We start from the raw sequence: 11,078 nt of genomic DNA on the forward strand, positions 1-11,078 counted from the left end.
GCCGACCCGGACCGCCTTGACCTGGTTTTGGAGCTACAGCGACACTTCACTCCGCGTTGAGATCAATACCGGTTACGTGTTGGCCCGGAAGACTTGCCAACTGCCTGGTAAACCAACAGGTTCCGCATCCAACATCGAGTATCCGGCCCTTCGATGGAAGAGCCAGTTCTCTCGACAACAGGCGATATTCAGTGCCGCCGATCCAGCCCCCACGGGGGCTGTCATACCATGCATGAATCGGCAGGACTCAAAGCAGACCCTGCTCGAATCGCCTAACCCAGGGCCTGCTCCAGATCAGCGATCAAATCGTCGGCATCTTCCAGGCCGACCGACAAACGCAACATGGCTATTTTTGCCCAACCCCCGAAAATGTAAAAATTAGCCGAGGGGCTCTTCCTGCGTCTCCTTGAGCACCCTGACACTTTGGACCGTTGCATCAGGGCCAGGGTGTTGCGGGAGGTGCCGCAAGCGGGGTTGTGATAGATCGTAATGTTGGTCATATTTTTGCTCCTGCGTCGTTGGTAACTGCACCTTGCTCGTACCCCCCTTGGAGCGGTTCACGATGTTGACCACCAGCAGCATCACTGGCACCTCGATCAACACCCCCACCACCGTGGCCAGGGCGGCGCCGGAGTTGAAGCCAAACAGGCTGATGGCCGCCGCAACAGCCAGTTCGAAAAAGTTGCTGGCACCGATTAGCGCCGACGGGCAGGCAATGGCGTGTTTTTCGCCCACTGCGCGGTTCAAAAAATAGGCCAGGCCCGAGTTGAAAGCCACTTGAACCAAAATCGGTACCGCCAATAGTGCAAACACCAGCGGTTGTTTGAGGATGGCCTCACCTTGAAACGCAAACAAAAGCACCAGAGTAGCCAGCAGTGCGGTGATAGACCAGGGGTCGATCTTTTCCATGGTGGCATCAAAAGCGGCCTGACCTTTTTGCAGCAGAGACTTGCGCAATAGCTGCGCCAGGATCACCGGGATCACGATGTACAGCGCCACCGAGATCAGCAGCGTGTCCCACGGCATGGTGATGCTGGACAGGCCCTGCAAAAACGCCACCAACGGGGCAAAGGCAACAACCATGATGCTGTCGTTGAGCGCCACCTCCAGTCGGCCAATGGCCTGGAACACATCGGGTAGCCACTGGCCCAGCGCAATACCCACCACGATGCACAGGGCCATCCGTTTGGGTGTTCCAGCAGTATGCCAATATGATCCCCCCTCACTTCCGGTAGAAACATCGTGGATCTCGCAAAAATCGTTTTGCTCTTCGTGGCCGCCGCTCTTGCTGAAATCGTGGGGTGCTACCTGCCATGGCTGGTTCTCAAACAGGACAAAACCGCGTGGCTGCTGGCTCCTGCAGCGTTATCGCTGGGACTATTCGCCTGGCTGTTGACGCTCCATCCCAGTGCGGCTGGAAGAACGTATGCCGCTTACGGGGGGGTTTACATTGCGGTGGCCCTGGTGTGGCTCTACCTGGTAGACGGTGTGAGGCTGACTCGATGGGACATTGCTGGAGCTGGCATTGCGTTGGTGGGAATGGCCGTTATTGTTTTGCAACCCGCCAACTCCTAACAGCGAGCTCCATTTCAACCGAGATGAGTAGTTGCTGCATGTGCCGATGAGTGTTTGTGCCCGTTCATGCGCTGGCGTAGCACAGCAAACGTATCGAGCCCACCGATGTCGTCGTACTCAAATGGTTTGCTATTCACGTTGCATAAGTCGATTTGCTGGTAGCGCTGAGTCATAACCCACTTAGTCATCCCCTTATTCAACAGTAGTCATTGCCACAAGCGGGGCCACCTCAAGGTGCCGACGCATGGCCAACGCCATGCGTTTGAATTCGCTGCTATTCGTTGAAGATATCGATATATCAGCCGGTTGGCGCGCAATGTTGTCTGGGTCTTGCGGGCGGTCTTTCACTAAATATTCAAAGTGCAGGTTCGGTCCAGTGGCTGTGCCGGTTTGCCCCACTGACCCCAGCAACTCACCCAAGACCACGCGCTGGCCCTTTCGGACTTGAATGCGGCTCAAGTGAGCGTAAGCCGTGGCCTTTTGGTCGCGGTGTTTCACAAGTACAAATTTTCCGTAGCCCTTTTGCCAGCCAGCAAATGACACAATGCCATCGGCTGCACTGCGTATCGGCGTGCCCGAAGCTACAGCAAAGTCAATCCCCTCATGAGTCTTGGGTTTACCAAAGACAGGGTGGATTCGCATCCCGTAATCACTACTTACAGATGCATCCAGTGGTAGCTTCATTGCCTTGCGATCAATGCTTTGCCCGTCCAGTGTATAAAAACCGCCTTTTTGACCGGCCTGCTCGAACCACATAACTTGGTATCGCCTATCCTTTTTGACAAATTCAGCTCCCAACAACTTGCCAACGCGCAACACTTCGCCATCAGCCTCTAGGATCTCATAGACGACGCGAAAGCTATCACCGGCCCTCAATACATCTCGAAAGTCGGCCACTCTTGAATAAACACTGACTAGTTGCGTAGCAATGGTACCGGGCAGCTTGGCTTGCGCCGCTGCAGCGTTCAACGAATTGCGTACAGTAGCGCTGGCGAGTCGCACCGAGCTTTGTAGTTGCTCCATTTCCACCCGGGAGGTGTATCCATTGGCACCCCGCTCGACCACCAGACGAGAAAATTGAACTCCATCCGCATTTGGCCAGAGGGCTTTCAATCGCAGCAGTCGCTGCTGACCGTCTGCCTCAATCGAGACAAATTTCCCTGGGGTGCCTGCCAGCAGCGTACGCGATGCCTTATCGTTGACCAGAAATTTTGTTGCCGCGTTATCGCTGACCCCCAATCGCTGCAACAGGGTGTTAGCTGAATCTGAAGTACGAGTGAATTCGCTGCGGTAAAGCACCATCGGTACAACTGCTTCTTGGTCAATTGGTGCAGTTGTTGCGGTGGGGGTTACAGCTTCGATTAGCTGTCGAACGGGCAATGTTGAGTCAGCAGGTGACAGCGGTGCAATGCTGTAAGCCGTGACTCCTGATGCCAATAACAATACTACCAGCCCTATCGTCAGGCGACGATGATGCGGGTTGTCATTCAATGCAGAGGAAAGTGGACTGAAAAATCGTCTCATGACAATTTAGTCAAACAACTCACTTAACCACGACTTGCGTTTGCGATAACCGCCGTGGCCAGAATTGTGTTTATAGTCCGAGTCCACAAAGTCCGGTCGGCGAGTCGTTGGCTCGTAGTGCGACTGAACTGGTTGAGCTGATAGGGGGGGCTGAGTTGGCATGGCCTGAGCGCTGCGCTCAATCAGCTTGTCAAGTTCACCACGGTCCAGCCACACCCCTCGGCATGATGGACAGTAGTCAATCTCGATACCCTGGCGCTCAGTCATGACTAGCGTGGTTTCCGTACATTGAGGACATTTCATTTTTGCAATTCTCCTATTAAAGGGATTATTTCGTCGCGCAGTGCTTCATTAGTGATTGGTCCAATTTTCTTGTATCGAATAATCCCTCCTTTGTGGATTAAAAGGCTCTCGGGTACACCATACACCCCAAAGTCAATACCGGTGCGTCCGTCTTTGTCGGAGATTGTCATGTCATAGGAATATCCGTAACTTGCTAGCAACTTCAGGCCGTCGGCTTCTTTATCCTTGTAGTCCAGTCCTAACGATGGGGATTGTTTTTGTTTTGGCAAATTTGACCGATCAGCGATTTTTTCATTATTCAAAGTTCTTTGATAAAGATGCATTTGCATCGATTTTTATGTTGATAAGACAAGACTGCCGATATCGAATTGACATTGATGCAATTGTGTTAAATCTTGGAGGGAAATCGGAGTACGGGTAAATCCAACTTTTTACGACTTTCTTGTCAATATCAGTTTTCCCACTCGCCACCACTTCCGATTCCTGCACCGCCATCATCCCAAGTGGTGTCGTTCATTCCGAAGTTCGTCCCACCCATATCTGAGTTTGTGGGTATTGGTTCAAACTTGTTATCGCTTAACGAGTCAGATTGAACGGACGAACGACTTTGATCACCCATGAGGTTACGACCGATTGCTTGAGCTGCCATAACCCCAGCACCCACTGCCAGCCCTGTAGCAACTCCGCCTGCAATTCGACTTCCCAAACCGGGTTCAGAATGCGGTTGTGGGTAGCCGGGTTGGTATCCGGGCTGCGGATATGCGGGTTGCATGACACCACCGCCTGAACCGAACATCTGTGGTCCGCTTAATCCACTTTGTTGGATGAGTGCAGATTGTTGAGTGCAAGTGTTGACCTTGCGCCTGCGGAAAAAGAAAAAAGCAGCAGCAATCACACCACCGGTGAGAAGCAGAGGCATGAGCCAAGCTGCAGGTGTCTGTGTTTGTTGTGCCTTGAAGTTTGTGGGCAAGCTGGATGTAGATTTCAATGGTGGTTTGGCAGCAAGCTGCGCGCGCAGTGTCCGCAATGCTTCAGGTTTTATAAATGGGAGTCCAGGCGCATATTTTTCAGCGGTTGCCAATGATTCCCGAGCGCGGTCAAGCTGGCCTTGACGAGAGTACAGTTCTGCTTGGACAAAGAAGGCTTTGGCGCTGCTGGGATGAGAGATCAACACCTGCTGCACCATTACTTGCGCTTCATCCAGTTTCCCTGCCTGTGCCTTCGCATAAATTTCACTCATACTGGGACCTGTTTGCGCCATAGCCAGGCCCGCAAACATGATCGATACCACAATGACCAGCTTTGTGTAAATTTTGAAAATCGACAGCATTTAAGTTCCTTGTTAAAAGTCTTCCAGGTCAGTTTTAATTCGCGTTTCAAACGGATTGTTTACCGCATTGACCACAGAACTTGGCAGCGGCAGCAAGCGTCGTCCCACATTGAGTGCATCGCGCTGGTTGCATTGATCCGCCGCATTGAACGCAGAATCTTGCCGCTATCGGGTTCAATGCATTGCAGCCAGGGCAACTCGCGCCAACTGGATTTGCCGGTCCGGACGGACTTGATGGTCCGTAACCTCCACCGGTCGGGCCTCGATAGTGGCCCCCATGGTGATCATCATGGTGACCACCATGTCCACCACCATGTCCACCGCCGTGACGTCCAAATAGATTGTCAAAAATGCTCATGATTTCACTCTTTCATTTAAAAACTTTTTGCCGCCTTGAGTTACTTCTTCAGTAAACGCAGGCCGTTACCAACGACCAATAAACTTGCCCCCATATCCGCAAACACCGCCATCCACATCGATGCGCCATTGAACAATGCCAGCATCAGAAAAACTGCCTTGATACCAAGAGCCAGAGTAATGTTTTGCCAAAGAATGGCTTGCGTTTTGCGCGATAACACAATGGTTTCTGGGATACGCCGCAAGTCATCATTCATGATGACAACATCGGCGGCCTCCATGGCCGTATCCGTGCCCGCAACACCCATGGCAAAACCAATGTCTGAACGCGCCAATGCAGGCGCATCGTTGATACCGTCGCCGGTCATTGCAGTCAAACCGTATCGTTTTTGAAGCTCTTCGATAGCAGTCAGTTTGTCTTCTGGCAGCAAGTTTCCACGCGCATCATCAATGCCAGCCTGCTTGGCAATGGTCTTTGCGGTTGCCTCGTTGTCACCCGTTAACATGACGGAAGTGACACCCAGTGCGTGCAATTGGGCCAAAGCTTCTCGTGACGTTTCTTTAATGGTGTCGGCTACTGCAAAAATGGCCAGCACCTGGGTTTGCGATGCCAGCATGGTGACCGTGCGCCCCAGCGCTTCATGTTCCGCCAATCGTGCTTCGATGCTGCTGCTACATAGTTTTCGATCTTCCATCAAGCGGTGATTGCCGAGTATCAATAATTGCCCATCAACAAGGGCTTCTACCCCCTTCCTGCAACCACCTTGAAGTCTTGGAGAACACTATTTCCATGGTTGAGACTTTTCGCGATGGCTTTAGATACCGGGTGATCAGAATGCGCTGAAAGATCGCCTGCCCAACGTAAAACCTGCCACTCAGGTACTTCTGATTTAACAAACTCGGAATCCACCAAAACAGGCTTGCCCTCGGTGATTGTTCCCGTCTTGTCCAGCGCAAGTGCCTTGATTTTTCGGGCGCCTTCGAGGTGAACACCACCTTTAATCAAAATGCCGCGTCTGGCAGCGGCAGCCAGACCACTGACCACCGTGACTGGCGTAGAAATCACCAAAGCACACGGGCATGCAATCACCAGCAGAACCAACGCTTTGTAGACTGCTTGAGTCCAGGTCCAATCCATGAGCCAGGGTGTAAGTAAAGCGACCCCCAGAGCCAGGACGAACACAGCGGGTGTGTAGATGGCGGCAAATTTGTCAACAAACTGCTGTGTGGGTGCTCGTGAACCTTGCGCCTGTTCTACTGCGTGGATGATGCGGGAAAGCACTGAGTTACTGGGTAAGGCGGTTACGCGCACTTCAATAGTGGCTGTGGCATTGATCGTCCCGGCGAATACAGCATCACCTGGAGCCTTGTCCACTGGAATGCTCTCACCCGTCACAGACGCTTGATCTACGGATGTGCTGCCAATGGCAATAACCCCGTCAACAGGAATGCGTGCGCCAGGTTTGATGCGCACAACGGCATCCAGCACAACACTACCCACCGGAAACATTTGCCACGATCCATCGGACTGACGAATCTCCGCAGTCTCAGGGGTCAGATCCAGCAGGCTCTTGATGGCACCTCTGGCCCTGTCCACTGCACGCGCTTCAATCAACTCAGCGATGGCATAGAGTGCCATAACCATGGCAGCCTCTGGCCACTGACCGATCACAAATGCACCGGTGACCGCGACGGTCATCAACGCGTTGATATTGAGTCGAAAATTGCGCAGGGCGGCCAAGCCCTTGACGTAAGTGGAGAAACCAGCAAGTGCAATTGCACCCACAGAAAGCACCATTCCCAGTCCTTGGAAAATGCGTGTATCTGGAGCAAAGAATGCAATGGACTCTGCACCTACTGCCAGCGCTAGGGCCAGCACATATTTTTGAATTCCGCTTGGAAAGCTGGCATTGTTATGGTCATGATCATGTCCCTCGTGTCCGTGGTCGTGGCCATCTGAATCCTTCTCAGACGCATTGCTGCTTAGTGGCGTAGGCTTGAATCCAGCTTTGCGAATCGCAGCCAAAACGAGTGGCAATGATTCAGCCTCGGCATCAATCGAAAGCGTCCGAACTGCAAGTTGGAATTGAAGGCTGCGCACACCGGGAATATTGGCCACTGCATGGCGAATTTCCCCCTCCTCAGAGGAGCAATCCATGGTTGGGATTCGAAAAACAGGAACGCCTGCTTTTTACTTTGCGGCAATGCCTGAGACGAATCAGAAATTGAGGTTGCACATGCACTGCTACATCCGCATGTCGGCGTTGATGATGGTTTTGGAGGTGTCGTGATCATTGTCAATTCCTAGTTGAGCGGCAATTAGAAACCCTGTAGCCACTAAAGAGTCAAGCAGTTATGATTGCGGACATGAAAATCGGTGAACTAGCCAATCTGACGGGTGTACAAGTGGAGACTATTCGGCACTACGAGCGCGAGGGTTTGTTGCCGCACACCAAGCGATCTGAAGGAAACTACCGCGTCTATGACGAATCACATGGACAGCGCCTGTCGTTCATCCGCCACTGCCGCAGCCTGGACATGACCTTGGATGAAATCCGTGTCTTGCTCCGTTTCAGGGACGCACCCACTGGAAATTGCGGCGAAGTCAACGCGCTTTTGGACGAACACATAGGACACGTTGCGCTTCGGGTCAAAGAACTGCGGCAATTGGAAACGCAGCTCAAGGGGCTTCGTGAGACGTGCCGTAGCGCGCAGGATGCTGAGCACTGTGGAATTCTCAATGAACTCAACGTCATGGCGCAAAAACAAACGACTTCTTCGGTTGATATGTCGGGTCATGTGCAGGGTGCACATCCAGGTGTGAGGACTCGCAAACCCCTGGATTGATCATCGTTTTGGCTTTGTTAATGCCACAGGTGCATGAACATAGGTAGTTTCACTTTCGCCATTGGCATTTTTGAAAGTCAATGTTATTTGCGCTTCTCTGCCGGCCTTCAGCTGTTTCTTGAGGTCCATCATCATTAAGTGGTATCCGCCCGACTTGAGTTCCACTGGCTGATTTGCAGGCAGCTTTAGCCCGTCAACTGCGCGCATCCGCATGACATCGTTTTCCATTTTCATCTCATGGACTTCCACAACACCAGCAATGTCGGAACGCGCAGAGACCAGCGTCGTGTCCGTCTTTGATAACAGTTGCATGAAGGCTCCTGTCGCCTGTTGATTGGGTACTGTAGCCCGAACCCACGCTCCGGTGACGACAACTTCAGCGTGACTGACTGATGTTGCCATGGTTAAACACGCGGCTAAAAGTGCAAGGGGGATTTGGTGATTTTTCATATACATACTTTCTAAGTGGAGTTAAATTTGCCTGGTGTTCCAAGACTACGTTGTCATCAAACCAATCCTTCAAAGATGATCTTCCAGCCGCCAGGGCGGTGCTGCCAATATTGACGGACGGTGCGCCCTACCTTTTCGCCGTCCAGGACTTCACCAAAGGTCGCAACCATGGTTTCTGCTTCGTCCGACCATAGAATCAGGGAGATGTCTTTGAGGCTCGCTGGCTTGTTGCCCAACTTTTTTAGTTCTGCACGCAGACTCATGCTGAATGACGTTAAATCCTTGCCTTCTGCGCTGAAGTCATTGGCATAGAACTGCAAAAGTTCGCTTTCACGACCGTTTCTTTTGGCATTGGCCCAAGTCTGCAGAGTCTCTGAAATTGCTGCCTTTGACTCGCCAATTTGTCAGGGCGAACCCAGTTCAGATTTTTCTCAATAAGCACTGGTGTTGTCCGAACCTCTACTGTCCTGAGGATTCTTTCCAGATCAGGATTGGCAACAGCCACACAACCGTCTGTAGCCTGCGGGGCCCTGGTAAATTGACTCGAAGGTGTGCCGTGCAACCATATGCACCGCCAGTTTTCCCACGCCGCTGATCTAGAACGTTGGGGTAATTGACGGGCAATGCGCCTGATCCATACAAGTCCTTCAGGGTCTTGGGGTCAAGGTTACTGGTGATGAAGTAGACACCCAGCGGTGTTCGCCGGTCGCCCTCCACTGTTTTTCCAACCCCGGCTTTTCCGACTGAAATATAGTAGTTGGCAAGAAGACGCGTCCCTGTCGTTGTATTTTCAAAAAGATAAAGACGGGCCTTTCTGTGTCCACTGCGATGGGCGTGTTTGTTGCGGCTGGAAAGTGAAACGAATTGGGACGGTATAGCATCTGGTGGCGGAATTTGTTTGATCGCAGCAAGACGTAGTTGTGATTCCGCACGCAGATTCATCAAATTCTGCGCTCCAATCTTCGCCATATCAGAAGGGACGTCTCCGATAGTCTGAAGCGGCCTCGAACGGGCTGCAAGTAAGTCGCCGTACACAAGTTGTGCCAGCTGAAATTTGGATAGTCTTCAACCAACTTCTCCGCTTTGCGTAAGGCATCCCGACTGTTTGCCGCGCCGATCATTCGATAGACTTCAATTAGCCGTGCCTCAGCCTCACCGTCAACACGGCTTGTTGTACGTGCCTTTTCCTTCAACTTAAGCTTGGACTTGGGATTGGTCCTGAGTTGCACTGATCGAAAAAATCAGCGGAACACCCAAGAAAATCGCCAATACAGTTGCCCAGAGACAATTTTTTGCTTGTTTAAACGACATGGCCGGTTGATTGCAGTGGTTGTCGTTGGCAATCCGAATTGCAAGACTGGTTAGTCATTTCTTGTTTTTGGCGACTTCTTCAGCGACCAAAGAGGCAAGTTGATCGGGACCGAAGCTGGGTAGTCCTCGGCCGTTGACAAAAAATGTTGGGGTCTTTTTCACTTCCAGCGCAGTCAAGTCCTCAACGTCTTGTTTCAACACAGCCTCGACTTCTGCTGCTTGCGCATCATCCAACGCTTTCTTTATATCCAGACCTGTCTGGGCAGCAGCTTGATAGGCTACATCAAGGTTGGGCGAGCCATGACTGGCCCACGACGGCTGTGCAGCCAGAATTGTCTCAAGCGTTTGCCAATATTTATCCTGTCTCTTGGATGCCTCCAACAACTTACAACTTTGTCTGAGCCAGCATGGAATGGGGCATATCTGAGAACCAAGCGAACATCCTTGGGGTACTGCTTCATCAAATTTTTGACAATTGGATAGAAGTCCCGACAGGTTTCACATGCTGGATCAAAGAACTCAACGATAGTCACTGGTGCGTCACTTGGCCCCAATGATGGGGAATGGAAACGAACCATTCGGTTTTCGGCCTTACTGACCTTTTCCGTCTGGGAATTTTGGACACGTTTTTGATAGAAATTCATTCCCAATAAAAATACCGCAACCACAATGCCTAGCAGAACTGCGACAGTCATTTTTTTTGAATTCATTTTGAAGTCCTCTTGATGTATAGAAAAAGCAATAAGGTGACGGTGAGAAAGGCGGTCAGCGAAAGCCAGGGAATCTGCAATCCATTGAGGATTTCCAGCTTTTGTTCAGTACAAGACACGCCTAAACCGCAGGGAATCCAGGCCTTTGATACAAAACCGGCAATCAATAGGGTGTGGTATCCAGCCACCATGACCCCACCCAACGCCAGAGCCAGCCCGTAAATTGCTCCGCGTCGATCGTTGCTGTAGCAGGCAAGGCCCAGCACGACAGCTAAGGGGAACATGAAAATTCGTTGGTACCAACACAGCACACACGGTGCCATTCCCATGACCTCGCCAATGAACAGAGCGCTGGCCGTTGCAGTGGCTGCAATCAGCCAAGCGAAAACAAGCAAGTTCCAATTGCGCTTCATACTTTAGCGTCGGCTTTTGTTGACGTTGAATGCGCAGGTGAGCTGTTCCTGTAGAGCAAGATCCATACACATACGGCACAGACAATGTAGCTGTCAGCTAAGTTGAACGCTGGCCAATGCCATTCACGCCAATGGACATCGAGGAAGTCCACTACTGCACCAGCTTGGATTCGATCAATCAGATTGCTTGCGCCGCCAGCCAACCAAGCCACCCAACCAACGCTCAACTGGTTCCATGTTTTTGTACATGCAGACCAG

General features: G+C 51.7%; 17 protein-coding genes and 3 pseudogenes. 2 read left to right on the forward strand and 18 right to left on the reverse strand.

The window, feature by feature from the left end; all coding sequences use genetic code 11:
- Positions 1-46: 46 nt before the first annotated feature.
- The 3 genes and pseudogenes from RF819_RS21975 to RF819_RS20725 form a co-directional block, all read right to left on the reverse strand.
- Positions 47-178 (reverse strand): class I SAM-dependent methyltransferase, encoded by a 132-nt coding sequence (locus tag RF819_RS21975; RefSeq protein WP_338109565.1) that lies wholly within the window; start codon positions 176-178, stop codon positions 47-49.
- Between the two features lie 247 nt (positions 179-425).
- Positions 426-500 (reverse strand): annotated as a pseudogene (locus RF819_RS21840) (arsenate reductase); the annotation flags it as partial.
- A 43-nt stretch (positions 501-543) separates the two neighbouring features.
- A pseudogene (locus RF819_RS20725) lies at positions 544-1,107 on the reverse strand (arsenic resistance protein); the annotation flags it as partial.
- Positions 1,108-1,242: 135 nt separating this feature from the next.
- Here RF819_RS20725 and RF819_RS20730 point away from each other — a divergent pair.
- Positions 1,243-1,575 (forward strand): YnfA family protein, encoded by a 333-nt coding sequence (locus tag RF819_RS20730; RefSeq protein WP_078365551.1) that lies wholly within the window; start codon positions 1,243-1,245, stop codon positions 1,573-1,575.
- 192 nt (positions 1,576-1,767) lie between these two features.
- Here RF819_RS20730 and RF819_RS20735 read toward each other — a convergent pair whose 3' ends face one another.
- From RF819_RS20735 to RF819_RS20760, 7 genes and pseudogenes are all read right to left on the reverse strand, one after another.
- Positions 1,768-3,099, reverse strand: coding sequence for a M23 family metallopeptidase (locus RF819_RS20735; protein WP_078365550.1), 1,332 nt, complete (start codon positions 3,097-3,099; stop codon positions 1,768-1,770).
- Between the two features lie 6 nt (positions 3,100-3,105).
- On the reverse strand, positions 3,106-3,402 hold the full coding sequence (locus RF819_RS20740; RefSeq protein ID WP_078365549.1) for a TFIIB-type zinc ribbon-containing protein: 297 nt from the start codon (positions 3,400-3,402) through the stop codon (positions 3,106-3,108).
- Positions 3,399-3,704, reverse strand: a complete 306-nt coding sequence (locus RF819_RS20745; protein WP_158081284.1) for a thioredoxin domain-containing protein — start codon at positions 3,702-3,704, stop codon at positions 3,399-3,401. Before RF819_RS20745 ends, RF819_RS20740 begins: the two co-directional genes overlap by 4 nt.
- A gap of 149 nt (positions 3,705-3,853) precedes the next feature.
- Complete coding sequence (locus RF819_RS20750) at positions 3,854-4,732, reverse strand: tetratricopeptide repeat protein (protein WP_078365547.1); 879 nt, start codon at positions 4,730-4,732, stop codon at positions 3,854-3,856.
- Positions 4,733-4,778: 46 nt separating this feature from the next.
- On the reverse strand, positions 4,779-4,910 hold the full coding sequence (locus tag RF819_RS21980; RefSeq protein ID WP_242473005.1) for a double zinc ribbon domain-containing protein: 132 nt from the start codon (positions 4,908-4,910) through the stop codon (positions 4,779-4,781).
- Positions 4,907-5,080, reverse strand: coding sequence for a hypothetical protein (locus RF819_RS21985; protein ID WP_242473017.1), 174 nt, complete (start codon positions 5,078-5,080; stop codon positions 4,907-4,909). The genes RF819_RS21980 and RF819_RS21985 overlap by 4 nt, the downstream gene beginning before the upstream one ends.
- A gap of 50 nt (positions 5,081-5,130) precedes the next feature.
- Positions 5,131-7,247: pseudogene (locus tag RF819_RS20760) on the reverse strand (heavy metal translocating P-type ATPase).
- Positions 7,248-7,456: 209 nt separating this feature from the next.
- Here RF819_RS20760 and cadR point away from each other — a divergent pair.
- Entirely contained in the window at positions 7,457-7,936 is a 480-nt protein-coding gene (gene cadR / locus RF819_RS20765) for a Cd(II)/Pb(II)-responsive transcriptional regulator (protein ID WP_078366956.1), read from the forward strand.
- Here cadR and RF819_RS20770 read toward each other — a convergent pair whose 3' ends face one another.
- From RF819_RS20770 to RF819_RS20790, 8 genes are all read right to left on the reverse strand, one after another.
- On the reverse strand, positions 7,937-8,386 hold the full coding sequence (locus tag RF819_RS20770) for a copper chaperone PCu(A)C (RefSeq protein ID WP_078366955.1): 450 nt from the start codon (positions 8,384-8,386) through the stop codon (positions 7,937-7,939).
- Between the two features lie 56 nt (positions 8,387-8,442).
- The gene (locus RF819_RS21185; protein ID WP_143541786.1) at positions 8,443-8,706 is read right to left on the reverse strand and encodes a hypothetical protein; all 264 of its coding nucleotides are present in this window, start codon (positions 8,704-8,706) and stop codon (positions 8,443-8,445) included.
- Positions 8,661-8,948: a L,D-transpeptidase family protein gene (locus RF819_RS22065; RefSeq protein WP_158081321.1), complete on the reverse strand. Its 288-nt coding sequence runs from the start codon at positions 8,946-8,948 to the stop codon at positions 8,661-8,663. Before RF819_RS22065 ends, RF819_RS21185 begins: the two co-directional genes overlap by 46 nt.
- Positions 8,846-9,355: a L,D-transpeptidase family protein gene (locus RF819_RS21470; RefSeq protein ID WP_169906416.1), complete on the reverse strand. Its 510-nt coding sequence runs from the start codon at positions 9,353-9,355 to the stop codon at positions 8,846-8,848. The genes RF819_RS22065 and RF819_RS21470 overlap by 103 nt, the downstream gene beginning before the upstream one ends.
- 396 nt (positions 9,356-9,751) lie before the next feature.
- Positions 9,752-10,078: a DsbA family protein gene (locus RF819_RS21945; protein WP_280522504.1), complete on the reverse strand. Its 327-nt coding sequence runs from the start codon at positions 10,076-10,078 to the stop codon at positions 9,752-9,754.
- Entirely contained in the window at positions 9,976-10,407 is a 432-nt protein-coding gene (locus RF819_RS21950) for a DsbA family protein (RefSeq protein WP_342351598.1), read from the reverse strand. The genes RF819_RS21945 and RF819_RS21950 overlap by 103 nt, the downstream gene beginning before the upstream one ends.
- A complete protein-coding gene (locus RF819_RS20785; protein ID WP_078365542.1) occupies positions 10,404-10,820 on the reverse strand; it encodes a disulfide bond formation protein B in 417 nt (138 codons plus the stop codon). The genes RF819_RS21950 and RF819_RS20785 overlap by 4 nt, the downstream gene beginning before the upstream one ends.
- On the reverse strand, positions 10,817-11,078 hold a 262-nt coding region (locus tag RF819_RS20790; protein ID WP_211276189.1), incomplete at its 5' end, for a signal peptidase II. The genes RF819_RS20790 and RF819_RS20785, both read right to left, overlap by 4 nt.

The sequence above is a fragment of the Rhodoferax fermentans genome (assembly GCF_002017865.1).
Lineage (GTDB): Bacteria > Pseudomonadota > Gammaproteobacteria > Burkholderiales > Burkholderiaceae_C > Rhodoferax > Rhodoferax fermentans.

Coding starts and splice junctions, on each gene's coding strand:
- RF819_RS20735 (WP_078365550.1), bottom strand. CDS start 3,099: ATGAGACGATTTTTCAGTCCACTTTCCTCTGCATTGAATGACAACCCG.
- RF819_RS20740 (WP_078365549.1), bottom strand. CDS start 3,402: ATGAAATGTCCTCAATGTACGGAAACCACGCTAGTCATGACTGAGCGC.
- RF819_RS20750 (WP_078365547.1), bottom strand. CDS start 4,732: ATGCTGTCGATTTTCAAAATTTACACAAAGCTGGTCATTGTGGTATCG.
- cadR (WP_078366956.1), top strand. CDS start 7,457: ATGAAAATCGGTGAACTAGCCAATCTGACGGGTGTACAAGTGGAGACT.
- RF819_RS20770 (WP_078366955.1), bottom strand. CDS start 8,386: ATGAAAAATCACCAAATCCCCCTTGCACTTTTAGCCGCGTGTTTAACC.
- RF819_RS21470 (WP_169906416.1), bottom strand. CDS start 9,355: ATGGCGAAGATTGGAGCGCAGAATTTGATGAATCTGCGTGCGGAATCA.
- RF819_RS21950 (WP_342351598.1), bottom strand. CDS start 10,407: ATGAATTCAAAAAAAATGACTGTCGCAGTTCTGCTAGGCATTGTGGTT.
- RF819_RS20785 (WP_078365542.1), bottom strand. CDS start 10,820: ATGAAGCGCAATTGGAACTTGCTTGTTTTCGCTTGGCTGATTGCAGCC.